This window comes from Flagellimonas iocasae, from assembly GCF_042682725.1.
Lineage (GTDB): Bacteria > Bacteroidota > Bacteroidia > Flavobacteriales > Flavobacteriaceae > Flagellimonas > Flagellimonas iocasae.
Window position 1 is genome coordinate 153,579 of record NZ_JBHUHU010000002.1, and the last position, 24,700, is coordinate 178,278.

Consider the following 24,700-nt stretch of genomic DNA (forward strand, 5'->3'; position numbering starts at 1 on the left):
AGTCCATGCTATACTACTTGTTTGAGTACTTAGAGAAACAATACCAACTGCCTGGAGCGGGACTTTTTCAGTTCCTTACGTTTAGGGCGGCCATGTCTGTATTGTTGTCTCTTTTGATAGCAATGGTCTACGGAAAACGAATCATCCTCTTTTTGCAGAAAAAGCAAATTGGGGAGACTGTCCGGGATTTAGGGTTGGAAGGTCAACAACAAAAAGCTGGTACACCAACTATGGGCGGTTTGATCATTATCTGGTCCACCTTGATTCCCGTTTTACTCTTTGCCGATATCGAGAACGTATACATCATTCTATTGATCATTACCACAGTTTGGATGGGTATCATTGGATTTGTGGATGATTACATCAAAATATTTAAAAAGGATAAAAAGGGATTGAAGGGCCGCTTCAAAGTCATGGGTCAGGTGGTTCTTGGATTGATAGTGGGAGCCGTGCTTTATTTCCATCCAGGAGTGACCATTAAGGAAAAGGATACCACCCGTATCACTTCAAACTTTCAGGTGGAGCGAGTTTTTGGCGAAGAGACCAAGGCCGTTCGGACAAATGTGCCCTTCTTTAAGAACAATGAGTTGGATTATGCCGAATTGATTTCTTGGATGGGTGATGGTATGGAAAAATATGCCTGGTTGATTTTCATCCCTGTGGTGATTTTTATCATCACTGCAGTGTCCAATGGAGCCAACCTTACTGATGGTATTGATGGACTGGCTGCCGGCTCGTCCGCCATTATAGTACTCACCTTGGGAATATTCGCCTGGGTTTCAGGAAACATTCAATTTTCGAATTATCTCGACATCTTTTATTTACCCAGAGTGGGGGAATTAGTGGTGTTCATAGCAGCATTTGTTGGAGCCTTAGTTGGATTCCTTTGGTACAATGCCTATCCAGCTCAAGTTTTTATGGGAGACACCGGAAGTTTGACCATTGGAGGGGTCATTGCGGTTATCGCTATCATTGTCCGAAAGGAATTGTTGATTCCCATTCTCTGTGGAATCTTCTTCGCGGAATCTTTATCGGTGATGCTGCAAGTGGGCTATTTCAAAAGGACCAAAAAGAAGTATGGTGAAGGAAAACGGATATTCTTGATGGCACCATTGCACCATCATTATCAAAAGAAACTATATCACGAGAGCAAAATAGTGACCCGATTTTGGATCATTGGAATTTTATTGGCAATCATCAGTATTGTCACCCTTAAAATTCGATAGATGGCGCGCTTGGTGATACTTGGAGGAGGAGAAAGTGGTGTGGGAACCGCCATTTTGGGAAAAAAGGAAGGATTTGAGGTCTTTGTTTCGGACAAAGGCGAGATCAAAGAGAAATACAAAGAAGTTCTTGAACATTTTGAGATTGAATGGGAGTCCGGCGAACACACCGAATCCAAAATCATGAATGCTGATGTGGTCATGAAAAGCCCTGGTATTCCGGATAAGGTGCCATTGGTAAAAGCACTTGTTGAAAAAAGGATTCCAGTGATTTCGGAGATTGAGTTCGCATCAAAATACACGGATGCCACCTTGATTGGAATTACGGGAAGTAATGGCAAGACCACTACCACCATGCTCACCTATCATCTTTTAAAAGATGGGGGTTTAAACGTGGGAATGGCTGGAAATATTGGCGATAGCTATGCAAAAATGGTAGCGGAACAGGATTTTGACCAGTATGTGTTGGAAATCAGTAGCTTTCAGTTGGATGGGATAGTGGATTTTAAACCGCACATCGCCATCCTGACCAACATCACACCTGATCACTTGGATCGCTACGAGTACAAGTTTGAAAACTATATCGCATCCAAGTTTCGTATCGCCATGAATCAGGATAAGGATGATTACCTGATTTATGATGCCGATGATGAAGTAATTCGGGAATGGTTAAAAGAACACCCAGTTCAATCCAAATTGATTCCTTTTTCAGTAAAGCAAAAACTGAATGAAGGAGCTTGGTTGGAAGAAAATAAAATTAGAATAGAATTAGAACATAAAACCTTGGAAATGAGTACAGATATTTTGGCCTTGGAAGGGCAGCACAACGTAAAGAACACCATGGCAGCCAGTATGGCGGCGTTGTTGGTGAAGGTCAGGAAGGAGACGATCCGCCAGAGTATCCAGTCGTTTCAGGGGGTGCCCCATAGATTGGAGAAGGTGTTGAAAATCAACCATGTGGAGTATATCAACGACTCAAAGGCAACTAACGTCAATGCAACTTTTTATGCCTTGGATGGGATTAAAAAGCCCATTGTTTGGATTGTTGGCGGTGTGGATAAAGGAAACAACTATGCAGAATTGATGCCATTGGTTCGTGAGAAGGTCAAAGCCATTGTTTGTTTGGGAATGGACAATTCTAAATTGATAGATGCCTTTGGCAATGTGATTGACTTGATGGTAGAGACCTATTCCATGGAAGAAGCGGTGAAAGTGGCCTATAAAATTGCAGAGCGTGGCGATTCAGTTTTGTTGTCCCCTGCCTGTGCCAGTTTCGACCTTTTCCAGAATTACGAGGATCGTGGAGATCAATTTAAAGCAGCAGTAAAGAATTTATAAAACCAAAACCTGTGTTGACAGTATTCAAAAATTTGAAAGGAGACAAAGCCATTTGGGGCGTCGTGGCCCTCTTGGCCCTTTTCTCATTTTTGCCGGTCTACAGTGCAAGTACCAATTTGGTGTATGTTAATGACGACGGCACCACACTGGGTCACTTGGTGAAGCATGCCGTACTCTTGTTCTTGGGCTTTGGGATTATTTATGCCGTACACCGAATCCCTACCCATTATTTCAAAGGTCTTTCCATCATCGCCATGCCCATTGTATTGCTATTGCTGGGCTACACACTGACGGTGGAAACTGAGATTGGTGGTGTTACGGCCAACAGATGGATCAAGATTCCCTTTGTGGGGGTCAATTTCCAGACATCGACTTTGGCCTCCGTGGTTTTAATGATTTGGATAGCCCGCTATTTGACCAAAATCAAGGATGTACAAATCACTTTCAAAGAAAGCATTTTGCCGCTCTGGTTGCCAACAGCCCTTGTGGTACTCTTGATTTTACCCGAAAACTTTTCCACAGCGGCCATCATCTGTTTTTTGGTGTTGGTGCTCTGCTTTTTGGGAGGTTATCCCCTAAAATATTTGTTTGCTATGGTTGGTACCGGAATTGTGCTGGCCAGCATGTTCCTGTTTGTATTGTTCAAGGCGCCCGAGGTTTTACCGGACAGAGCTGGAACTTGGAAATCAAGGATTGAGACCTTTATTCACCCCGAACAAGCTGATAAAGACGATTTACACCAATTGACATTGGCGCAAATTGCTATTGCTGAAGGTGGAATCGTTGGAAAAGGAGCAGGAAAGAGCGTAATGAAAAATTTGTTGTCCCAGAGTACGTCGGATTTCATTTTTGCCATCATTATTGAGGAATATGGACTGTTAGGCGGCGGAGCGCTCTTGTTCTTTTACCTGCTGTTGCTCTTTCGGATTGTAGTGGTAGCACATTCCGCCAAGACGGTTTTTTCAAAATTATTGGTCATTGGCGTTGGGTTGCCCATCGTATTCCAGGCTTTTATCAATATGGCGGTGGTAGTGCAGTTGTTTCCCGTAACGGGTCAACCATTGCCTTTAATAAGTATGGGAGGGACATCCATTTGGATGACCTGTATGGCCATCGGAATCGTGTTGAGCGCCAGCAACAAAACAGAAAATTTAGAGGAGCAATCCTATGACATAGATGAAACGAATCCTTTAGAAGTACTAAGTGGACAAATTTAGGTTTATACTTTCTGGAGGAGGTACCGGAGGACATATTTATCCGGCCATTGCCATAGCCAACGAGCTGAAACGAAGGCACCCAAATGCGGAATTTTTATTCGTGGGGGCAAAGGATAAAATGGAAATGGAAAAAGTACCGCAAGCAGGGTATGAGATAAAAGGCTTGTGGATAAGTGGAATACAACGGAAACTGACATTGAAAAATCTCATGTTTCCATTCAAATTGATAAGTAGTTTGTTCGAAGCACGAAAAATAGTAAGGCAATTTCAACCTGATGTCGCCATCGGCACGGGAGGTTTTGCCAGTGGCCCTTTATTGCGAATGGCAGCCGCTGCGGGAATCCCCTGCGTGCTTCAAGAACAGAATTCGTTTGCTGGAATAACCAACAAACTGTTGGCTGGAAATGCCGAGAAAATATGTGTGGCCTATGATGGTATGGACCGGTTTTTTCCGGAGGAAAAGATTGTGAAAACAGGTAATCCTATTCGCATGGATTTGGTGGATATAAAATCGACCAAAAAAGAAGCTGTAGATTTCTTTGGGTTGGATGAAAGCAAAAGAACCGTCTTGGTTTTAGGGGGAAGTTTGGGAGCGCGACGCATCAACCAATTGATTGAAAAAGAGCTCCACTTTTTTGAAACGATGGGTTTGCAGGTGCTTTGGCAGTGCGGCAAACTCTACTACGATGAGTACAAAAAACATGAATCTGATTCTGTGAAGGTGTTGGCCTTCGTCAACCGGATGGATTTTGCCTACGCAGCCGGAGATGTAATTATTTCAAGGGCGGGAGCAGGCTCTGTTTCAGAATTGTGTTTGGTAGGCAAGCCGGTAATTTTCATTCCGTCACCCAATGTGGCGGAGGACCATCAGACCCAAAACGCAAAAGCCTTGGAGGCCAAAGATGCTGCTATCATGTTGAAGGAAACCGAACTGGACGAGGAATTTAAAAAGAGTTTTACAAAACTGATGGATTCCCAAGACCTCCAAAATAGGCTTGGAACCAACATCAAAAAAATGGCCATGCCCAAAGCCACGGAACATATTGTAGATGAAATTGAAAAATTGTTGAAGTGAATATAAAGGACATCCATAGCGTCTATTTTATTGGTATCGGAGGGATAGGTATGTCCGCATTGGCCCGTTATTTCCACTTTATTGGAAAACCGGTGGCTGGCTATGACAAAACCCCGACCCCAATCACGGATGGATTGGAGGAGAAGGGTATTTCGGTTCACTTTGAGGATGACGTGGAGATAATCCCTGAGACGTTCAAACAACCTCAAACTCTTGTGGTATATACTCCCGCAGTACCTGCGGCACATTCCGAGCTACAGTACTTCAAAAAGAATGGTTTTGACATAAAAAAACGCTCTGAAGTGTTGGGCATCATCACCAAGGATACATTTTGTTTGGCTGTGGCCGGAACGCATGGAAAAACAACTACATCCTGCATTTTGGCACACTTGATGAAAGAATGCAACATGCCCTTCACCGCATTTTTAGGTGGCGTTTCAGAAGATTTCAACAGCAATTTTGTGTTAGAAGGAAATGAATATTCGGTGGTTGAAGCGGATGAGTTTGATCGCTCCTTTTTACGACTTTCACCCAATGTGGCTTGCATTACCTCCATGGATGCCGACCATTTGGATATTTATGGCACCAAAGAAGAATTGCAGCAATCGTTCCGAGATTTTGCAAGTAAGATAAAATCCGGAGGAACACTTTTCGTGAGGAATGGACTTCCGTTGGAGGGCATAACCTTTGGAATAGAAGATGGTTCGGACTACCGAATTGAACATATTGAAGTTGAACATGGAACCTACGTATTTGATTTAGTAACGCCTTCGGAGGTGTTGAAACAGGTGCGTTTCAACAAACCCGGAAGGCATAATTTGCTCAATGGATTAGCTGCTTTCGCGATGGCGGTGCAAACTGGCTGCCCACCACACCGCCTTGCAGAAGCTTTAGCGAGTTTTAAGGGAGTACAGCGCAGGTTCTCGTATCAAATTAAGGAAAAGGACTTTGCTTTCATCGATGATTATGCGCATCATCCAGCGGAAATAGATGCGGTGTATCAAGCGATTCGCGAAGTGCATCCCGGTGAAAAAATCACCGTGATTTTTCAACCCCATTTATTCTCACGGACAAGGGATTTTGCCGATGAATTTGCAGAAAGTCTTTCGCAATTCGATGTGATTTTATTGTTAGAAATATATCCGGCCAGAGAGGAGCCGATTGAAGGAATTACCTCGGAATGGCTGTTGGAAAAAATAAAAAACCCCCACAAAAAATTGATTTCCAAATCAAAATTAATTGAAGAAATAAAGGAATGTAAAACTGGAGTTTTGGTGGCTTTGGGTGCAGGAGATATTGGAATGGAGGTGCCAAAAATCAAAAAAGAATTAGCGTATGCGAGTTAATTGGGATTACATAAAATTGGCTTGTTTATCGGTAGCAGTTGTGGGGCTTTATGGCTTTGCCGATCATCGTAGCAAGCAGAAAAAAGTGGAGGATGTCACCATTAAATTTGTGGGGGAGAACAACTTGTACATCACGGAGGACGCGGTTAATAAATTGTTAATACAAAATTACGGACCCGTAAAAAATAGGGACAAAGAACAGTTAGTTTTGAATACCATAGAGGAGGTAATCCAATCCAATGCTATGGTGAAAAACGCCCAAGTCTATCTTACTGTAAATGGGGAGCTTATCTCCAAAATTGTTCAGCGTAAACCGATTGGGAGAGTAGAGGGAATCTCTAAATTTTATTTGGATGATTTGGGAGAACGCATGCCTTTGTCAAAGCACCATTCGGCTAGGGTTCCCATCATCACAGGTGAAGTGACGGGAAAAACCCTGGAGGACGCTTATGTTATTTTGAACTATATCAACAACGACGATTTTCTTCGGAAAAATGTCATTGGAATACACATTGTGAAGGAAGGCAAGTACCAGCTAAGGTTCCGAATGGAAAACTTTGTGGTCAATCTAGGGGGAGTGGAAAACCTTAACGAGAAGTTCAAAAATTTTATGGCTTTTTATGCGAAAGCGTCCAAAGATTTGTCTTTGGCCGATTATGCAATAGTGAGTTTAGAGTTCAACAATCAAGTGGTTTGCACCAAAATATAACGTATGGAACAGGGTAATTATTCAGTTGGATTGGATATTGGAACTACCAAGATTGTAGCGATCATTGGTAAGGAAAATGAGTATGGAAAAATAGAGATTTTGGGCACTGGAAAGTCCAAAAGTCTGGGTGTGCACCGTGGGGTGGTCAACAATATTACGCAGACCATTTCTTCTATTCAGCAGGCCGTGGAACAGGCCGAAGTCAATTCTGGACTTAAGATTGGTTCCGTGGTGGTGGGTATTGCAGGACAGCACATCCGAAGTCTTCAGCATAGTGATTATATTACCAGACCAGACTCGGAAGAAGTCATCAACAATGATGATTTAGACCGCCTTTGCAACCAAGTCTACAAATTGGTCATGCTTCCCGGCGAGGAAATCATTCACGTATTGCCACAGGAGTACAAAGTGGATGGCCAAACCGAGATTAAAGAACCCAAAGGAATGTATGGTGGCCGTTTGGAGGCCAATTTCCACGTAGTGGTAGGGCAAGTATCCTCCATTAAAAACATTGGAAGATGTATTAAAAGTGCCGGATTGGATTTGGGTAATATTACACTGGAACCCTTGGCATCCGCTGATGCGGTGTTGAGTCAGGAAGAAAAAGAGGCCGGTGTGGCCTTGATTGATATAGGTGGTGGTACCACGGATTTGGCCATTTTCAAGGATGGCATCATTCGTCATACTGCTGTTATCCCATTTGGAGGTAACGTCATTACCGAAGACATTAAGGAAGGCTGTTCCATCATCGAGAAACAGGCCGAACTCCTCAAAATAAAATTTGGTTCCGCATGGCCAGGTGAAAACAAGGACAACGAGATTGTCTCCATTCCTGGACTTCGTGGTCGTGAGCCGAAAGAAATCACATTAAAAAACCTGTCCAAAATCATTCACGCCAGAGTGGTAGAGATTGTGGAACAGGTGTATGTGGAAATCAAGAACTACGGTCACGAAGACCAGAAGAAAAAACTGATTGCAGGAATCGTATTGACCGGAGGTGGAAGCCAACTGAAGCATTTAAAGCAATTGGTGGAATACATCACTGGAATGGATACCCGTATCGGATATCCCAATGAGCATCTGGCAGGAGATTCAGATGAGGAAGTGGCAAGTCCATTGTATGCAACGGCTGTTGGACTTTTAATGAATGCCCTGGAATCCAATGGTGGAAAAAAGATTATTGCTGAAGAGGAATCTGTTCCCCAAGAAGAGGAAAGGGAATTGGTAGGACAGGAGTCGATTTCAGCATCCTCCAGCATGAATGTGGATAAAGACCGAAAATCAATATTTGATAAATGGTCCGAGAAGTTGAAGGACTTTTTGGATAACGCAGAATAACCCCATACAAAGCAGAGTATAACCCCGTAAAAGAAACACAACCGTTATGAGTAAGAACGCCGAATTTGATAACATCGCTTTTGATTTGCCCAAGAACAAGAGCAACGTAATAAAAGTAATCGGAGTTGGAGGTGGTGGAAGCAATGCCATCAATCACATGTTCCAAGCAGGAATCAATGGAGTGGACTTCGTTATCTGTAACACAGACGCGCAGGCCCTACAAAATAGTTCAGTACCCAATAAAATTCAGTTGGGGGTATCCTTGACCGAAGGGTTGGGAGCAGGAGCAAATCCAGATATTGGGGAACAAGCTGCCTTGGAGAGTATGGAAGAAATTAAAGGTATGCTGGAGAGTACTACCAAAATGGCCTTTATCACTGCCGGTATGGGCGGTGGAACAGGAACGGGTGCTGCTCCCGTAATTGCCAAATTGGCCAAGGAAATGGATGTGCTTACCGTGGGGATTGTGACCATGCCTTTCTTGTTTGAAGGGGCCATGCGAAACAAACAGGCGCAGTTGGGTATTGAAAAATTGCGTGCCAATGTGGATTCATTGATTGTCATTAACAACAACAAACTACGGGAAGTTTACGGTAATCTTGGGTTTAAGGCCGGATTTTCCAAAGCGGATGAAGTTTTGGCCACTGCTGCGCGGGGAATCGCAGAGGTAATTACACATCACTACACGCAAAACATTGACCTTAGGGATGCCAAAACGGTACTTTCCAACAGTGGTACGGCCATTATGGGCTCTGCCACCGCCTCTGGTTCTGCTAGGGCAAATGAAGCCATCATGAAGGCTTTGGATTCGCCTTTGCTGAACGATAACAAAATCAACGGGGCCAAGAATGTACTGTTGCTTATTGTTTCTGGAGCACAGGAAATCACCATTGATGAAATTGGGGAAATCAACGACCATATTCAGGTTGAAGCTGGCCACGGAGCCAACATCATCATGGGTGTGGGTGAAGACGAGAGCTTGGGCGAAGCCATTGCGGTGACCGTTATTGCTACGGGTTTCAATGTTGACCAACAGGATGATATTGTCAATACCGAATCCAAAAAAGTGTTTTACACCTTGGAAGATGAGCAAACCGCACAACAAGATTTGACCCCAGAGGCCACATCGGTGCAGGAGGTTAAAATTGAAAAGCAGCCCGTTCAACCTGAAGAGCCTACCATCGTGAAGCACACCTTGGAAACTCCAGAGGAAGAAACTGAGGAAACTCAACCAAAAGCACAAGTGCAGCCTCCAAAAGTAAAGGAGCCTGAGTCTGATTTGATTCCTACAACAAGCTATATCCGCAATTTTAATGTGTTCTACGAAGAAGTGGTTCCTGAGTATGTTGAGGATGATTTCATCATTATTGAGGCGAAAAATATCATTAATGAAATTGAGGTAATCGATGCCGAGGTGGTTTCACCAAAAGCCAATGAGGACCAGTTTACGTTGAGTTTTGATATGCCTTTGAATAACGAGGTTGAAGAAGAGGAAGACGAGAAAGAACACACCGTAACCTTCAATTTGGATGACGGCATAGGTGACATCAATGTAAACGAGTATGTGGAGGTAAAACCTGTTCTGGAATACAAGAATGAAGGTGAGACCCGCTATAACTTGGAAGAGTATATGGAATTGGAAAACAAGCTTACTGGGGCAAAGTCAAAAGCGGAGACCCACGAGCCCAAATTGGTGGAAAATGAGTTAGTTTTTGAGAAAAAGACCATCAAAATGGAAGCTTCCAACCAAAATGAGGGTGATTCCAATGGCAATATGGACCCATTCAATAGCTCTATCAGCGAATTATTGAAAGAGCGTGCTGATGAGCGTCGCAAAAAGTTGAAAAATTTCAACTACAAGTTCCAAAATAATAGGAACAGCATAGACGAGATAGAAAGACAACCTGCATACAAGCGCCAAGGGGTGGATTTAAACGATGTACCCAAGGAGCAAAAAGTATCCAGGACTACATTGAGTGAGGATAGCAACGACGATTTACAGTTGCGTTCCAACAACTCTTTTTTACACGATAATGTTGATTAGTAGTGTTTAAATTGAAATCCATTTTTTAATGGAAAGCATAAGCCCGATAGTTAAGAGACTTTCGGGTTTATTTTTTATCTTCGCAGCCCAAAATATGCAGAAATGGATTTGCAGGAAAAAGTAATGACGGAAATGAAAGCCGCAATGAAAGCTAAGGACACGGTTGCCTTGGAATCGTTGCGAGCGATTAAATCCGCTATTTTACTGGCAAAGACGGAAAAAGTGGGCACCGAACTGTCTGAAGAAGATGAAGTAAAGCTGGTTCAAAAGCTGGTAAAACAGCGTAAGGACAGTGCAGCCATCTATCAGCAGCAGGGACGGGAAGATTTGGCTGAGCCAGAATTGGCGCAGGTTGCAGTGATTGAAAAGTTTTTGCCTGAGCAACTTACAGAAGAAGAGATTGAAAAAGTGGTGGTGCAGACCATCGATTCCATCGGGGCTTCTGGAATGCAGGATATGGGAAAGGTTATGGGTATTGTCTCCAAGGAATTGGCAGGACAAGCCGATGGAAAGACCATTTCCAACATCGTAAAAGCAAAATTAAGTTCATAAGTAGTACATAGCGGCCCAGTAGTTCAACTGGATACCTGCCTGCCGGCAGGCAGGGAATATCAGATTTCGGATGGCATATTATGCTTATATTATAAAGAGTTTAGTTGATGGAAGACTATATAAAGGCCATACGAAAGATATAGAGAAAAGGCTGGGAGAGCATAACTCAGGAAAAACTAAGTCCACTAAAGGTTATCTACCTTGGGAGTTAGTTTATTTTGAAAAGTTCGAAACAAAAGAAGAAGCCATTGAGAGGGAAAAATATTTTAAAACAGGAATAGGAAGGGAGTTTTTAAAATCAAAATTACAATAGCGGCCCAGTAGTTCAACTGGATAGAATATCAGATTTCGGCTCTGAGGGTTGGGGGTTCGAATCCTCCCTGGGTCACTACTAAAAAGCCCCGCAAATTTATGCAGGGCTTTTTTATTTTCTTCGGTTGACAGATTTAGACTTTACTCACTTCGATGGCCTTTCTCTAAAGTCATAATGCAATGGGCTAATGCCCGATAATTATGGTAAGCACTTTTCCAAATATTTCCTTTGTTGTTATCTTTTGTTTCTGGTCGGGTATCCAATCCCCATGAGTACCAACCGCCATGTTCCTTGTCCATAAGATAGGTATTGGTGTATTCCCAAAGCTTGTCAAAATGGACTCGATAGTCCATCGAATCATTTGGGAAATATGAATCCATCAACAATAAACTGTTCAAGCCTTCGGCTTGGGTCCACCAATTTTTATGGTGATTCACAATAGTGATGGAATCTTTACCCTTAAAGTAATAGCCACCATCATAAAACCCTCCAAGCTCATTATCCCATCCATTTTTTAGTGAGTGGTCTACCATTTTCTTGCCCTTTACCAATGTCGAATCAAACTGCCAATCTCCAAGAACCTCTGAGGCTTCCAACATCAAAAAAGCGGTTTCCACATCATGTCCGAAAGTAACATGATCCTGATAAAAATGCGCCAATATGGTATCTCTTGGGGTGTCTTTAAAGGATACAGGCGTCCAATTGCCTTCAAAATAGAGGTGCATATAGCCTTTTTCTGTGGTAAAGGTATCTCGAATCAAAGTCAGCATTTCCTTGACACGTTCCTCAACAATAGCGTCTGGCCAAACCTCATAAAGGGTGGTCAGGGCTTCCAAAAGATGTATGGAACTGTTGTAGTCTTTATACCCAACATTGGAGTTGGTGGGGGTGTCATCTGCACGTTCTACAGGTGAGCCATCAATGTGCAATGTTTGGTAATATCCGCCATGATTCTTGTCATGACTACCCTCCTCTAACCAAAGGAATGTCTTTTTGGCCAAATCCAATGCTTCTTCATTTTTGGAGGCTTGATAATAGGCAGCCAATCCATAAATGGCAAAAGAGTTTCCATAGGCCGTCTTTGTGCCTTCAATAGGCTCACCTTGTTTGGTGACCAAGTTGTGAAACCCACCATTGACTTCATCCCACATATGGTCTCTTAAAAACTGGAATCCGTGTTCCGCATAGGAAAGGTACTCCTCCTTTTTTTTCGGATTGTAGATAGAAGCCACAGCGTTTGTCCATACATGCCTTGCTTGGGTAACAATCATTTTGTCCTGTTTTTCGCCGACTTTAAAGTCATAAGTGAGGTCGCTGTAAAACCCACCGTCAACAGTATCCACGGCCAAAGGATACCATTTATCCAGTAGTTGTTCGTAAGCAGCGGTTTCCAAAGCGGCGATAAGGTCTTGGTCAACGGTGTTGTTTTTCTCTTTTGTGGAACATCCAATGCATAACAACATTGCGAAAAAGGGAAGAATCCAGCGGTTTTTCATGATAATAATCAATATGTGCACATTAAAGATAGGATAATCTCAATATTTTTAGAATGTAAGCTGAAACTCTTCACGATTTTAAGTCTAAAACTGATTTTTTTGATTTTGTTTGAAAGGAAGCTTCATCTATGTGGACTAAAAGTTTCAAACCTATAAGTCATGAAACAAATAGTAGTAAGCCTTTTTTTAATTACAGGCTTTTTGCTTCAAGCACAATCCATTGATTACAATACTAAAAAGGGTTACGCTGCCAACGGATATGATGTAGTCTCCTATTTTGAGGGAATGTCCCAAGAGGGTTCCAAGGAAATTTCGACCCAATACGATGGCATCAATTATAAATTTTCCAGTCAGGAGCATTTAGAGCAGTTTAAAGCGTCGCCTAAAAAGTTCATCCCCCAATATGGAGGTTATTGCGCTTACGCGGTGGCAGTTTCCGGGAAAAAAGTGAGCATCAATCCCGAAACCTATGAAATCAGGGACGGAAAGCTCTATCTTTTTTACAATACCGGAAAGACTAATACCTTGGAGCTTTGGCTCAAAGAATCACCCCAAGACTTAAAATCAAAAGCAGACAAGAATTGGGAAAAAATTAAAAACGAGTAACGGATTCCAAATTTCGTAGTCTAAAACATAGGGGAGATTTGTGACAACACGTCTGATATTCCTATTTTAGAAACCACTACAAGGCTTATTTCCGTAGATAAGGTATGCAGAAGTATTTAAAAGTATGTTTTTCAGGTCTCTTGGTCAGCTTTTTGGGCGCCTTGCCTTTGGGAACCTTGAATTTGACTGCTTTTGATATCGCTGCGTCCCAAGGTTTACTCTCCGCCTTTTGGTTTTCATTGGCTGTGGTAATGGTAGAATTGGTCATGGTACGACTCACGCTCATTGGGAATGAACATTTGCACTTAAGCGAAAAGTTGATGACCTACGTACTCCCTTTCGGGATACTTCTGCTATTATATTTGGCAATAACCAGTTTTTTGGATGCGGCCAGCGTATCCAAAGTAAGTTCCAAGATTGATTTACTACCAAAACTACAATCCACCTTTGTGTTGGGCCTTTTGTTGAGTGCCCTAAATCCACTGCAAATTCCATTTTGGATGACCTGGAACAAGGTTTTGGAGAAAAAAAATATTCTGATGGCATCAAAAAGTTCCTATACATTTTATTTGACCGGGATAGGTTTGGGCACCATTACAGGTCTGGCCATATTTATGTTATTGGGTAAATATATCTTTACCAACTATGGCAGCTACAGCATGATTACAAATCTATTGATGGGGTTGCTGTACCTTGGATTTTCTTTCTATCTTATGTTCATATTCATCAAAAAACGACTTAATTACAAAACATCTTAACCACCATGTTCAAATCTTCCATAGATACCCTTGAGCAGTTTAAGCAAATCCTTTTGGAACTTCCGGAGGATTGTTATGCGCAGTCATGTAAAGTGTTGTCCAATTCCAGTATTGGTCAGCATACCCGGCACATTATTGAACTTTACCTTTGTTTGATTCAGGGTTATGATAATGCCGATGTCTCTTATGACCGTAGGGAACGCAACCTTAAGATAGAGAACGAGCTTTCTTATGCTGTTGAACAATTAAAATTGATTCAAACCCAATTGGAAAAGCCCAATAAACCCGTTAAGGTCACCTACGAATTGGGAGATACAGAAACGTGTTTGGACTCCAATTACTTTAGGGAAGTCATGTACAATCTGGAACATACCATTCATCACCACGCGCTCATTAAAGTGGGTATCGAACATTTTACAACCATTCAACTTCCAGAATCATTTGGGGTAGCTCCATCAACCATGCAACACAGACAAGCATGTGCACAGTAAGTTTTATTTCGCGCAACAATCGTTCTTTTATCACCTCCAATCGGGATGAACATATTTCCCGCCCGTTGGCCTACAAGCCTCAGGAGGAAACCATCAACGATGTAAAAGTGTTATTTCCTAAAGACCCCAAGGCCGGGGGAACATGGTTCGCCCTTAATGAATACGGAGTGGTCTCCGTTTTGTTGAACGGTGCTTATGTTCGTCATCAGTCTAAAGGAAATTATGCCAAAAGCAGGGGGTTAGTCTTGTTGGATGTCATAAGCTCCCTCAATCCCGAAATGACCCTTCAGCAAATGGATTTGTTCAACATAGAACCATTTACCTTGATTTTGCTCAACGGAAGTCTGTTGGAATTCCGCTGGGATGGTAATCAAAAATACTTTACACCCTTGGATAAGACCCAAGACCATATTTGGTCTTCCGTAACCTTGTACAATGATGCTATAATTGCCAAAAGAGCAGCTTTATTCAATACATTTTTGAAGGAAGCAAACCAAATAGAAGCTTCAGATGTGGTGGATTTTCATTCCAACAACCATGAAGATTTTGAAAATGGGTTCATTATTGACCGGGAAACAGGCCTAAAGACATTCAGTGTGACCCAAGCGGTAATTGAGCCTGAAGAAACCTTGATGCGCCATATTGATTTGCTGAATGATACTACCTACGAGGTGCCCTTTTCCGCCAATGATTCACTTTCAGTTTCGGTAAAATGAGTTCGTTAAAATTAAAATGGCATAAGCTCACCCATTGGGAATATTGGCCGCTATGGGCCATCTACTACCCCCTGTTTCCGGTGTGGCTGTACTATTCCATAAAGGCACGTTCCTTTTTCTTTTTTAATGCCGCAAATCCATCGATGAAAAATGGGGGTATGGCCATGGAATCCAAAATGGAAATCTATAAAATGATTCCGCAGCAGTTCATTCCCAAAACAGTTTTTATCACCCAGAATGAAAAAGCAGACCATGCGCTGGAACGTATTTTGGATTCGGATATAGGTTTTCCTTTCATCGCAAAACCTGATATCGGAATGAAGGCCTTCGGGGTGGATAAAATTCACAATAAAGATGAGTTTAGACGATATTTACGTCGAACGCCTTCCCACTTTTTGGTGCAGGAACTCATTCCCTTTACCAAGGAATTGGGTATTTTTTATGTACGAAAACCAGGAGAGGAGAAAGGAAGGGTAACTGGAATCGTCTCCAAGGAGTTTCTTTCGGTAATTGGTGATGGAAAAAGCACGTTGGTGGAATTGATTAAAAAGAATCCACGAAGCCATTTACAGCTCAAGGCCCTCGAACAAAAATTTGGGGAGCAGCTGAACAATGTCCTGCCCGAAGATGAGGAATTTATTTTGGTGCCCTACGGAAGTCATACACGAGGTGCCAAGTTTGTGGACATCACCCACAGGTTGAATGCTGATTTGGAAGAAATCATAGATGGTATCTGTTCCCAAATGAAAGGGTTCCATTATGGGCGTTTGGATGTGCTCCACAACTCGTTTGAAGAACTGTGCGAAGGCAAAAATTTCAGTGTCATTGAAATCAATGGGGCTGGGGGTGAGGCTACCCATATTTACGACCCCAAACATTCCCTCTTTTTTGCGTGGCGTGAAATTACCAAACATTGGGGTTTTATGAACGAGGTAAGCATCCTTAATCACAAAATGGGGCATTCCTACTTGAGTTTTAAAGGGGGACGGGCCATGCTCCGGGAACACCATGCTTTGGAAGCCCAGATTCGGATGATTTAAGTGGTCATTTCGACAAAGCGAGGAACGAGCGACGAGAAATCTGAAAGGAGATTCCTCCTCATGCTTCGTTCGGAATGACATCAAATTGAATAACTCTATTTCTTGTATGCCTCCAACGCTTCCCTAAAAAATTCCAACCCCATTTCCTCCGTTGCTTCGGAAGCAGCTAAGACGGCACCTTTAAAACCATTGTTTATCCATTTTCCATACGACAAAGGTTCAAAAGCCCAAGTACGCAAGTTGGTGCTACCACGGTACCCGCTGATATAAAAATAGAAGTCGTTCACCAGATTATCTGGAATGGCAAGTCCGAGACCCATGGATTTTCCCGAACCATCGTGCAAATGTCCAAAGGCACCTGTGTCAAAATGATGGGGCCACACCCGAATTTCAGATTTTAAATTTTGTTCGTTTAAAAAAGCACCCAATACATTTTGGGCTAAAGTCCGCAAATGAATCAATTCTTTTACTTCGGTATCACTGCTCACTTCAAAGGTATCGGTTTCATCCATGGAATAGGGCAGCTTGTAATGTAGATTGTATTCGTAAGGTTTAGTGAAATAGGAAGCTTTAGCCATGTTTTTGAGCCATGCTACCACGTCATCATGCGTTTTTCCCTTTAGGGAAAGGAGTTGGGGCGTGGTGGTTTTCCATTCCAGACTGAAGGTGGTGTAGTTCAACCCCAATTGTGTTCCAGAATTGTCCAATGGCCAGGTCCATAGACTTTTTTCAGTGATGGAAAATCCCATATTGGTATGGCTGTCGTCTTCCAAGTGTTCCAGAAAACTTTTCCCGGCCATGGCCAGATATTGGGATGCTAAATGGAATTGCTGAAACATTTTCATGGTGACAAAGTGTGTCCCCTGAAAATACAAAATTTAAGTGGTTTTAGGAATCCTTTCTAACCAATTGCTTCTCCTTTATGGTCTTCATAATAATGGGCGCATGGATTCTTGAATTTTCAATGAACCATTTGTGGGTTTCCATTCCGCCACAGATAACACCGGCCAAAAATAGCCCTGGAATATTGGTTTCCATGGTTTCTGGGTCGTAGGAGGGCAATCGCTTTTCATCTTCTGAAAGTTGAATGCCCAGTTTTTCTAAAAACTTAAAATTGGGCATATAGCCGGTCAGGGCCAAGACAAAATCGTTGGCAAGGGTCACTTCACCTTCGGGTGTGTCCAAAACAATTTCATGTGGTTTGATTTCTTTTACAGTGGAATTGTAATAGGCTTTGATGCTACCTTCCTCAATCCGGTTGATGATATCGGGGCGTACCCAATATTTAACCCGTTGACCCACTTCTGGACCGCGAATGATCAAGGTGACCTCCGCGCCTTTTCGCCAACATTCCAAAGCGGCATCAATGGCCGAGTTGCTTGCACCGACAACCGCTAATTTTTGACTGGCATAAAAATGGGGGTCATTGTAATAATGTGAAACCTTGGGCAAATCCTCTCCGGGTACCTTAATTTTGTTGGGTAGATCGTAGAAGCCTGTCGCCACAATGACATTTTTGGCTTTGTACTGGTCTTTGTCCGTTTCTATCGTAAAAGATTCGTCGACTTTCTCGACTTCCAATACTTTTTCAAAGAGATGGATATTCAAATCGTTGGAAGTTACGATTCGGCGGTAGTATTCCAAAGCTTCATTTCGCTTGGGTTTGGCTTCTTTGCTGATAAAAGGAATATTATCAATCTCCAGCTTTTCCGAAGAGGAAAAAAACTGCATGTTCACTGGGTAATTGAACAAGGAATTTACAATGGGCCCTTTTTCAATGATGATATAGGTAAACCCTTGCTTTTTGGCCTCTAGACCGCAGGCAATGCCAATGGGCCCGCCTCCAATGATGACAACATCAAATTCTTGCATTACGCAATCTCTTCTTTTAGATCTTTAATGGTTTGGATTGGATTCTTACTTGAAAAGACAAAATTGCCCGCTACCAAGATATCCACACCTGTATCCACTAATTTTTTGGCATTGGTCGCGTTTACCCCACCATCAATTTCAATTAAGGCATTGGAATTTTTCTGTTGGATGAGATTTTTGAGGTCAGTCACCTTTTTATACGTATGCTCAATAAAGGACTGTCCGCCAAAACCTGGGTTTACACTCATCAAATTGACGATATCAACTTCTTGGATGATATCTTCCAACAAGTGAATGGAGGTATGCGGATTCATGGCCACCCCGGCCTTCATGCCTTCGGCTTTTATGGCCTGAAGGGTTCTGTGCAAATGGGGACACGCTTCGTAATGAACCGTAAGGTTATGCACCCCAAGGTCGGCAAACGTTTTAATGTACCGATTAGGGTCAATAATCATCAGGTGCATGTCCAAGGTTTTCTTGGCATGTTTGGCAATAGCTTTCACCACCGGCATTCCAAAAGAAATGTTGGGCACAAAAACACCATCCATGATATCCAAGTGAAACCAATCGGCCTCACTTTGGTTCACCATTTCAATATCGCGCTGTAAATTGGCAAAATCTGATGCCAGTAGGGAAGGTGCAATTATCTTTTTGCTCATGTAAGAATCAACTAATTCCCCACAAAGGTAGTGAAATGTTGCGCTTTACCCTACGATTGAAACCTATTCAGCCGGGCTTTCTTCCAAGGTGACAGGTCCATAAACCGCATCCCTGAATTTTTTGTGCAATATTCCATAATGAGGGAGCACTTGTACAAAGAAAACAGCAGTTAGATCATTGACGGGATCAACCCAAAATAAAGTTGTGGCAGCACCGTCCCAAAAGAATTCACCAACCACTCCATTGTTTTCTTCTACCGAAGCTGGTGGTCGTAACCGTACCGCGAAGTCAATCCCAAAACCTACCTGACCCTTGTTCGGGAGCCAGGACCGTTCTTCAATGCTTTCATCCAAATGGTTGGTGGCCATAAGTTTCACCGTACTTGAATCCAATATCTGAACACCTTCCAAGGTTCCTTTGTTGACCAACATTTGTGCAAAACGCATATAATCATCTAAGGTAGAAGTAAGTCCCCAACCCCCTGCCGTCAACGGCCATTTTTTGTAGTTGTATGCGTGAGCTTCCTCATTAGGTAATTGAATCAAGGAATCCCCACTACGTCTATAAGCCGAAGACATTCTGTTGCGCTTCGATTCTGGGACAACATACTGCGTATCGTTCATTTTTAAAGGATCTAAAACATGCTCTTGCACATATTCCGCATAGGGCTGACCAGAAAGAAGTTCTACCAAATAGGCCTGCACATCAACGGAGATGCCATATTCCCAATGCTCGCCGGGTTGATAGCCTAATGGAACAGTACTCAACTTTTTGGCCATATCGGCTAGTGTATTTTCACGGTTCAAAGCATCTGCTTCGGCGATGGCTTCGCCCAATCCAGGAAGGTCTCTTCGGCCCGAAAAACCAGCGGTATGTCTTGTGATATCACGAATGGTGATGGGACGTTTTGCGGGTTCCAAAATCATTTCACCGGCAATGGAATCATAACCGGTGTAAACTTGCATATTGGCAAATTCCGGGGCATACTTTTCCAAAGGATCATCCAATTGGAACTTGCCTTCCTCATACAACGTCATCAACGCCGTACCGGTAATGGGTTTGGTCATGGAGTAGATTTGCACCAAGGTATTGCGTTCCATGGGTTTTTTGTTCTTCAAATCGGCATAGCCGAAGGCATTGTAATAGACTTCTTTACCTTTTTCAAAAATCAAGGCAGAAGTTCCGGCGACATCACCCATATCCACAAAACTTTGTAGGGTGGAATCAATACGTGTTTTTACAGTTTCATCAACTAGATTATGGACCTCCGGTTCTTGTTTTTTGCAGGATGCAAAGAAAAGTAGACCCACGAATAATAGGGATACAGTTTGTTTCATTATGTGCATTGGTTAAAATTTGTTAGGCTTTGGAGGTAAACAAATCGATTTTATGAGAGAAGAAAGGTAGCCAAATATTTGAACATCCAACAACCTTTATCTTCTAAAAATCAAAAATATAACAAGTTCATCCTGATTGTTTTAGAGAAATAACGACTCAATCCCTGATATTTTCTCAATCGATTGCGAAAATGACCGGTTTAAGGATGTTTTGGCAATTTTGGTGAGACCTCTATAACCAATAGGTGACCTTGAGCACAATGGACCTGTTTTTAATGCCCAGTCCTGTTGTATCATGGTTTTCGTTGTAGATCAGAAAGATATCTGACATGGGGCTATATCGCCATTGCAGTCGTGAAAAGGCACTGAAATTATCGTTTCTGGAGGTGTACTGAAGTACATTAGTGAAAAATAGCTTATTGGAAAAGCTGATGTTACCATTGAATCGAACCAAATGAAGGTTTTTGCTTCCATAGCCGTCCGCCAAACGAATGTCATTGTAGTCATAGGTCAGCCCAAAAGTGCCCCATGGCCGAAACCGGAATGAACCTTGAACCATGGCCCCAAGACGAGTGCCATTATAGAAACTCCCATATCCGGCCAGGGTATTCCAAACAAAGGTCTTACGCTCATCGGAGCGATATTGCACATCAAATCTTGTAAAGTCATAGTTACCAACAGGAATTGGGTCAAACTCGTCTCCAATCAGGGAGGTAGGAAACATGAGGTTTACTTCTTGATAACGGCCAATAAGATTCAGTTTTGAGGTATTTTGAAACTCAAAGTCGTAGGCAAGGTTATCTTCAATCTCGTTAAGGCTGCCATCGGGATTTAAATACATCATATGCCATGTGCGCAGGCCATGATAATTGATTTTTCGGTCGTCACCTTTGGGAAAAAAGAGATAGCGGACCCATGGATTTATAAGCGTGTAACCTACACGGATGGTCTTGTCTGTTTCGGCATTATAATTTTCCAGTCTGGGATTTACCCCTAATTCCGTAAGGTAGTTTTCTCCTACCACATTCAAGGTCCATCCAGTTCTAAATTTTTTGGAACTGTAGGTTCCCTCGAATCCATAAAAGTAGGTGTCGTCAAAATTTTCTGGAGTCAATGAGGTATGATACATGAAGGTGTTGTTGAGTCTACCGCTTTCGGACACATAGCTGAATTCAAGCCCTAGATTTCTGGAGTATTCCATGTCCAAGGTGTTGCTGGTGGCCTGTCGATTGATAAAAATCCCCTTGACCACAGAGCGTTTGAGTACTTTTTGTTGAAAAGCGGCCACACTGTAATTTTGCGCAGCAAATTCTTCGGTACGGCGGGTTTGTACATTCATGATTCCCATGCGAAGGTTCGGTGTGATATTTCCTGTAAGTCTTCCACCAAAGTCAATGGGAATGGCCTCACCTTCATTGATGCCTATTCTTCGGGAAAAGAACGGCTTGATATCATAGGTTCCGAAGTTGGCGAAGATGTCGTTGTTTTCGAGGAAAAAATTCCGTTGTTCCGGTAAGAAAATATCAAAGCGGGTAATGTTGGTTACCTGTTGGTCCACATCAGCATTCGAAAAGTCGGGAAACAAGGTTAAATCCAGATTCAAATTACTGGTCAGCGCTACCTTTACATCCCCGCCCAAATCGCTCGTCAATTCGGCTTCGGTTTGTTCACTGTTTTCATAATCCCGGAGCGATGAAGACGTGACATAAGGATTTAAAATAAAGGTTCCTTTGGCTTTTTCAGGACTTTGGTCCCAAACTAAAGATCCCATGTAATTCATACCAACCGCATTAAAATTTACGGGAAATTGTGTCCATGTCGTGTACACATTGTTGCTTTTGTCTCCACGGATAAAATTAATGCCCCATTCATTTTGATTAGCATTGTACCTAAGCGTTTTAAAAGGAATTGAAACCTCTACCACCCAATGATCTTCATACTGGACCACCTTGGAGGCCCATTTGTTGTCCCAATTCTCTGAACTATACGTCTGCGACCCTTCCAGGGTCAAGGTACCTTCTATTTCAGCTCCACCCGCAGTCACCCCAAACATAAAGCCACTTTGCTTGGTGTTTACAGGGTCTAGGGCAATCGTAAAATTGTCACTGCCCCAAAAATCCTCGTCATTGTCCCGTACCAAAGACTGCACAATTCTTTTCCCCTGATCATAGCATTTGGCCATGATATAAAATTGGTGTTCGTCATAGGTCATTTTTACTTCCGTCCTGTTTCGGGCTTCACCTTCATCAACGGGCCAGTGATTAAAGAAACCCGTAGTTGTATCATGATTGGACCATTCATCGGCGCTGATTACGCCATCCAGAACAATGGAATTTGTGGTTGGTTTAATTTGATATTGATAAAGTGCTCTGGTATCCTTCCCGTTTTGGGAAAATCCAACAGTTACTAGCAGGATAAAGAGCAGTGACCATAAAATTTTCATGGACTGTTCGTTTTTTGATGATACTCAAAGAACTATAGCCCCGATTACTTTGACAAACAGTTTTTGGATATGTCATGCATCTTGGAGTAAATGACATCCAACGGCTGTTTAGTGCCGAAAATGACTGTTGGCATGTTGTTGGCGTGCTATAAGATGCGGTAAAGCCTGATTTAAGGAATGCTTAACAGCGTTCATGAACAATTAGTGGGGATGATCTTGCAAAACTGTCATGGCGTGTGATCGATAGTTTCTGCCAATGGGGAGTTCTTTGCCGTCCACCTCGGCCATTATGGTATTAAATGCAGAGACTTTGTCCAAGGCCACAATAAAAGACCTGTGTATTCGCAAGAAATTGTGGCTGGGCAGTTTTTCCTCCAAATAACCAATACGTTGTGTGGTGTGAATCTCTCCTGTTGAGGTGTGGATGGTCACTTTATCATTTAGACTTTCCAAATAAAGGATTTCGGATAGGTCGAGTTTCACCGTTTTCCGTTGGGATTTAATATAAAGGAGTTCAGGTTCCGTTTTTGATTCGGATTTAGCATCTTTTGATTGCGGTTGATTTTCAAAAGTTGTATGAACATGATGGCCACTCAGAAATTTGTTCGCTTTGGTGATGGTCTTCATAAAGCGACCCAAGGAAATGGGTTTTAATAGATAGTCAATGGCGTCAAGTTCAAAAGCTTTGATGGCAAATTCGCGATATGCCGTGGTAAACACAACCAAGGGAGTAGGGTTAAGGGATTCAAGAAGCTCCAATCCATTGATTTTTGGCATCTTAATGTCCAAGAAAACAAGGTCGATATTCCCTTTTTGTAAATGACAAAAAGCCTCGACGGCATTCGTGCATACCGCCACAACTTCCAAATTGTCTATTTGATCGGCATGTTTCACCAATACTTTTCGAGCCAATGGCTCGTCATCCACAATAATGCATCTAATCGTTCTTTCCATAAACCGACTGTACATTTATTCCACTTAGATCAATTTCCAATGTAATCAAAAATTGGTCCTGTTCCTCCCGAATATCCAAATGATGTTTGTCGGGAAAAAAGAGCGCCAATCTGCGTTTAACATTCTTTAAACCAATATTCTTGTCCCCGTCCAATTCTTCGCGTTCTTGGGATGAAGCCTTACTGTTTTCCACAACGAACCGAAGTTGCTTGTTATCAGATTTAAGCCTAATGGTTATGAATGAATCGTCCAAAAGCGTATCTGCCCCATGCTTGAAGGCATTTTCCACGAAAGGCAAAAGCAGCAATGGAGGAATATAACTATCAATGTCATCATTTTCAAAATGCGTTGAAATGGTGAGTTTGTCCCCATAGCGAAGTTGTTCCAAAGCCACTAGGTTCATCAATTCTTCCCACTCCTTTTGTACAGAAATCAAACGGTCATTGCAATCATAGAGCATATAATCCAAAAACTTGGACAGTCCAAGAACCGCATCAGGGGTCTTTGCAGACTTCTCCAGAGATAGGGCGTAAATACTATTTAAGGTATTAAAAAGAAAGTGAGGATGGATTTGCGCTTTTAAAAATTTAAGTTCGGTCTCTATCTTTTCTTTTTCAAGCTCTTTGTTGATTTGTTCCTTTTTGTAATAGAACCGTTGCAATTTTATGGACATGGCCACAAAGACCGGGGTGTAAACGCTCAGCATGGAGTTAATCACCTTTGGAAGGTACCAAAGGGGGTCTTTCCAATGTTCATCCTCTACATTGAACCAATGATAGAGAAACCTCCAGTTCATGTACCGATCTATCAAAGCCATGGAAACGGCCAACAAAATAGATAGCAGAATATACATTGTGGTCCGTTTGGGGTACAGGTACTTGGGCATCAAGTAGTAAAGGGTAATATAAGTGGGAATCAGTTTCCAAGGCAGTAGAAACAATAACTGTAAGGTTTCATCAAAATAGTTGCTGCCCTCATAACTCCCCCAAAAAATGGTATAAAACAAAACATAGGCCAACCAAAAGAGGATATGGTAGTAGATTCTGCGATGGGTACCGAAAAATTTTTCAATCATGTCACGGACGCTTTGTATCTGCAAAAATGGCGAATGGGCTCCCTAAATTTTGTTGGCAAATACAATTTTGAGGTTAAAATACGAAATAGGGATAAGG

The 24,700-nt window shown here is 42.4% G+C and carries 23 protein-coding genes and 1 tRNA gene; 16 read left to right on the plus strand and 8 right to left on the minus strand.

The features are described from left to right. Positions 1-5 precede the first annotated feature (5 nt). From mraY to ACFSJE_RS06565, 11 genes are all read left to right on the plus strand, one after another. Positions 6-1,226 (plus strand): phospho-N-acetylmuramoyl-pentapeptide-transferase, encoded by a 1,221-nt coding sequence (mraY, locus tag ACFSJE_RS06515; RefSeq protein ID WP_379830179.1) that lies wholly within the window; start codon positions 6-8, stop codon positions 1,224-1,226. Beyond that, a complete protein-coding gene (gene murD / locus ACFSJE_RS06520) occupies positions 1,227-2,561 on the plus strand; it encodes a UDP-N-acetylmuramoyl-L-alanine--D-glutamate ligase (RefSeq protein ID WP_379830180.1) in 1,335 nt (444 codons plus the stop codon). Between the two features lie 11 nt (positions 2,562-2,572). Continuing rightward, a complete protein-coding gene (locus tag ACFSJE_RS06525) occupies positions 2,573-3,778 on the plus strand; it encodes an FtsW/RodA/SpoVE family cell cycle protein (protein WP_379830181.1) in 1,206 nt (401 codons plus the stop codon). Next, positions 3,765-4,853: an undecaprenyldiphospho-muramoylpentapeptide beta-N-acetylglucosaminyltransferase gene (gene murG, locus ACFSJE_RS06530; RefSeq protein ID WP_379830182.1), complete on the plus strand. Its 1,089-nt coding sequence runs from the start codon at positions 3,765-3,767 to the stop codon at positions 4,851-4,853. Before ACFSJE_RS06525 ends, murG begins: the two co-directional genes overlap by 14 nt. Beyond that, positions 4,850-6,199: a UDP-N-acetylmuramate--L-alanine ligase gene (murC, locus tag ACFSJE_RS06535; RefSeq protein WP_379830183.1), complete on the plus strand. Its 1,350-nt coding sequence runs from the start codon at positions 4,850-4,852 to the stop codon at positions 6,197-6,199. Before murG ends, murC begins: the two co-directional genes overlap by 4 nt. Further along, positions 6,189-6,908: a cell division protein FtsQ/DivIB gene (locus ACFSJE_RS06540; protein WP_379830184.1), complete on the plus strand. Its 720-nt coding sequence runs from the start codon at positions 6,189-6,191 to the stop codon at positions 6,906-6,908. Before murC ends, ACFSJE_RS06540 begins: the two co-directional genes overlap by 11 nt. 3 nt (positions 6,909-6,911) lie before the next feature. Beyond that, complete coding sequence (gene ftsA / locus ACFSJE_RS06545; RefSeq protein ID WP_379830185.1) at positions 6,912-8,246, plus strand: cell division protein FtsA; 1,335 nt, start codon at positions 6,912-6,914, stop codon at positions 8,244-8,246. 46 nt (positions 8,247-8,292) lie between these two features. Next, positions 8,293-10,290, plus strand: a complete 1,998-nt coding sequence (gene ftsZ / locus ACFSJE_RS06550; RefSeq protein WP_379830186.1) for a cell division protein FtsZ — start codon at positions 8,293-8,295, stop codon at positions 10,288-10,290. Between the two features lie 102 nt (positions 10,291-10,392). Further along, on the plus strand, positions 10,393-10,842 hold the full coding sequence (locus tag ACFSJE_RS06555; protein ID WP_379830187.1) for a GatB/YqeY domain-containing protein: 450 nt from the start codon (positions 10,393-10,395) through the stop codon (positions 10,840-10,842). A 70-nt stretch (positions 10,843-10,912) separates the two neighbouring features. Further along, positions 10,913-11,155: a GIY-YIG nuclease family protein gene (locus tag ACFSJE_RS06560; protein WP_379830188.1), complete on the plus strand. Its 243-nt coding sequence runs from the start codon at positions 10,913-10,915 to the stop codon at positions 11,153-11,155. A 1-nt stretch (position 11,156) separates the two neighbouring features. Further along, positions 11,157-11,230: transfer RNA gene (locus tag ACFSJE_RS06565), tRNA-Arg, on the plus strand. Between the two features lie 65 nt (positions 11,231-11,295). On the opposite strand, the gene ACFSJE_RS06570 is transcribed toward ACFSJE_RS06565, so the two are convergent. Then, entirely contained in the window at positions 11,296-12,651 is a 1,356-nt protein-coding gene (locus ACFSJE_RS06570; RefSeq protein ID WP_379830189.1) for an AGE family epimerase/isomerase, read from the minus strand. Between the two features lie 159 nt (positions 12,652-12,810). Between ACFSJE_RS06570 and ACFSJE_RS06575 the strand changes: the two genes are divergently transcribed. The 5 genes from ACFSJE_RS06575 to ACFSJE_RS06595 all read left to right on the plus strand — a co-directional run bounded on the left by ACFSJE_RS06575 (position 12,811) and on the right by ACFSJE_RS06595 (position 16,262). Beyond that, positions 12,811-13,257, plus strand: a complete 447-nt coding sequence (locus ACFSJE_RS06575) for a YHS domain-containing (seleno)protein (protein ID WP_379830190.1) — start codon at positions 12,811-12,813, stop codon at positions 13,255-13,257. A gap of 104 nt (positions 13,258-13,361) precedes the next feature. Further along, positions 13,362-14,015, plus strand: a complete 654-nt coding sequence (locus tag ACFSJE_RS06580; RefSeq protein WP_379830191.1) for a LysE family transporter — start codon at positions 13,362-13,364, stop codon at positions 14,013-14,015. 5 nt (positions 14,016-14,020) lie between these two features. Then, positions 14,021-14,506, plus strand: a complete 486-nt coding sequence (locus tag ACFSJE_RS06585) for a DinB family protein (RefSeq protein WP_379830192.1) — start codon at positions 14,021-14,023, stop codon at positions 14,504-14,506. After that, positions 14,494-15,222 carry an NRDE family protein gene (locus ACFSJE_RS06590; RefSeq protein ID WP_379830193.1) on the plus strand — a complete coding sequence of 243 codons (729 nt, stop codon included), beginning with the start codon at positions 14,494-14,496 and terminating at the stop codon, positions 15,220-15,222. The genes ACFSJE_RS06585 and ACFSJE_RS06590 overlap by 13 nt, the downstream gene beginning before the upstream one ends. After that, a complete protein-coding gene (locus ACFSJE_RS06595) occupies positions 15,219-16,262 on the plus strand; it encodes an ATP-grasp domain-containing protein (protein ID WP_379830194.1) in 1,044 nt (347 codons plus the stop codon). The genes ACFSJE_RS06590 and ACFSJE_RS06595 overlap by 4 nt, the downstream gene beginning before the upstream one ends. A gap of 95 nt (positions 16,263-16,357) precedes the next feature. Here ACFSJE_RS06595 and ACFSJE_RS06600 read toward each other — a convergent pair whose 3' ends face one another. From ACFSJE_RS06600 to ACFSJE_RS06630, 7 genes are all read right to left on the minus strand, one after another. Next, on the minus strand, positions 16,358-17,107 hold the full coding sequence (locus ACFSJE_RS06600; RefSeq protein WP_379830195.1) for a hypothetical protein: 750 nt from the start codon (positions 17,105-17,107) through the stop codon (positions 16,358-16,360). 43 nt (positions 17,108-17,150) lie between these two features. Continuing rightward, a complete protein-coding gene (locus ACFSJE_RS06605; RefSeq protein WP_379830196.1) occupies positions 17,151-18,134 on the minus strand; it encodes a YpdA family putative bacillithiol disulfide reductase in 984 nt (327 codons plus the stop codon). Beyond that, positions 18,134-18,793, minus strand: a complete 660-nt coding sequence (gene rpe, locus ACFSJE_RS06610; protein WP_379830197.1) for a ribulose-phosphate 3-epimerase — start codon at positions 18,791-18,793, stop codon at positions 18,134-18,136. Before rpe ends, ACFSJE_RS06605 begins: the two co-directional genes overlap by 1 nt. Before the next feature lie 63 nt (positions 18,794-18,856). After that, positions 18,857-20,131, minus strand: a complete 1,275-nt coding sequence (locus tag ACFSJE_RS06615) for a serine hydrolase domain-containing protein (RefSeq protein ID WP_379830198.1) — start codon at positions 20,129-20,131, stop codon at positions 18,857-18,859. Between the two features lie 232 nt (positions 20,132-20,363). Then, a complete protein-coding gene (locus tag ACFSJE_RS06620) occupies positions 20,364-22,574 on the minus strand; it encodes a carbohydrate binding family 9 domain-containing protein (RefSeq protein ID WP_379830199.1) in 2,211 nt (736 codons plus the stop codon). Positions 22,575-22,775: 201 nt separating this feature from the next. Next, positions 22,776-23,528, minus strand: a complete 753-nt coding sequence (locus ACFSJE_RS06625; RefSeq protein ID WP_379830200.1) for a LytR/AlgR family response regulator transcription factor — start codon at positions 23,526-23,528, stop codon at positions 22,776-22,778. Next, complete coding sequence (locus ACFSJE_RS06630) at positions 23,512-24,603, minus strand: sensor histidine kinase (RefSeq protein WP_379830201.1); 1,092 nt, start codon at positions 24,601-24,603, stop codon at positions 23,512-23,514. The genes ACFSJE_RS06625 and ACFSJE_RS06630 overlap by 17 nt, the downstream gene beginning before the upstream one ends. Between the last annotated feature and the right edge of the window lie 97 nt (positions 24,604-24,700).

Coding starts and splice junctions, on each gene's coding strand:
- mraY (WP_379830179.1), top strand. CDS start 6: ATGCTATACTACTTGTTTGAGTACTTAGAGAAACAATACCAACTGCCT.
- murD (WP_379830180.1), top strand. CDS start 1,227: ATGGCGCGCTTGGTGATACTTGGAGGAGGAGAAAGTGGTGTGGGAACC.
- ACFSJE_RS06540 (WP_379830184.1), top strand. CDS start 6,189: ATGCGAGTTAATTGGGATTACATAAAATTGGCTTGTTTATCGGTAGCA.
- ftsA (WP_379830185.1), top strand. CDS start 6,912: ATGGAACAGGGTAATTATTCAGTTGGATTGGATATTGGAACTACCAAG.
- ftsZ (WP_379830186.1), top strand. CDS start 8,293: ATGAGTAAGAACGCCGAATTTGATAACATCGCTTTTGATTTGCCCAAG.
- ACFSJE_RS06555 (WP_379830187.1), top strand. CDS start 10,393: ATGGATTTGCAGGAAAAAGTAATGACGGAAATGAAAGCCGCAATGAAA.
- ACFSJE_RS06560 (WP_379830188.1), top strand. CDS start 10,913: ATGGCATATTATGCTTATATTATAAAGAGTTTAGTTGATGGAAGACTA.
- ACFSJE_RS06570 (WP_379830189.1), bottom strand. CDS start 12,651: ATGAAAAACCGCTGGATTCTTCCCTTTTTCGCAATGTTGTTATGCATT.
- ACFSJE_RS06575 (WP_379830190.1), top strand. CDS start 12,811: ATGAAACAAATAGTAGTAAGCCTTTTTTTAATTACAGGCTTTTTGCTT.
- ACFSJE_RS06580 (WP_379830191.1), top strand. CDS start 13,362: ATGCAGAAGTATTTAAAAGTATGTTTTTCAGGTCTCTTGGTCAGCTTT.
- ACFSJE_RS06585 (WP_379830192.1), top strand. CDS start 14,021: ATGTTCAAATCTTCCATAGATACCCTTGAGCAGTTTAAGCAAATCCTT.
- ACFSJE_RS06590 (WP_379830193.1), top strand. CDS start 14,494: ATGTGCACAGTAAGTTTTATTTCGCGCAACAATCGTTCTTTTATCACC.
- ACFSJE_RS06595 (WP_379830194.1), top strand. CDS start 15,219: ATGAGTTCGTTAAAATTAAAATGGCATAAGCTCACCCATTGGGAATAT.
- ACFSJE_RS06600 (WP_379830195.1), bottom strand. CDS start 17,107: ATGAAAATGTTTCAGCAATTCCATTTAGCATCCCAATATCTGGCCATG.
- ACFSJE_RS06605 (WP_379830196.1), bottom strand. CDS start 18,134: ATGCAAGAATTTGATGTTGTCATCATTGGAGGCGGGCCCATTGGCATT.
- rpe (WP_379830197.1), bottom strand. CDS start 18,793: ATGAGCAAAAAGATAATTGCACCTTCCCTACTGGCATCAGATTTTGCC.
- ACFSJE_RS06615 (WP_379830198.1), bottom strand. CDS start 20,131: ATGAAACAAACTGTATCCCTATTATTCGTGGGTCTACTTTTCTTTGCA.
- ACFSJE_RS06620 (WP_379830199.1), bottom strand. CDS start 22,574: ATGAAAATTTTATGGTCACTGCTCTTTATCCTGCTAGTAACTGTTGGA.
- ACFSJE_RS06625 (WP_379830200.1), bottom strand. CDS start 23,528: ATGGAAAGAACGATTAGATGCATTATTGTGGATGACGAGCCATTGGCT.
- ACFSJE_RS06630 (WP_379830201.1), bottom strand. CDS start 24,603: ATGATTGAAAAATTTTTCGGTACCCATCGCAGAATCTACTACCATATC.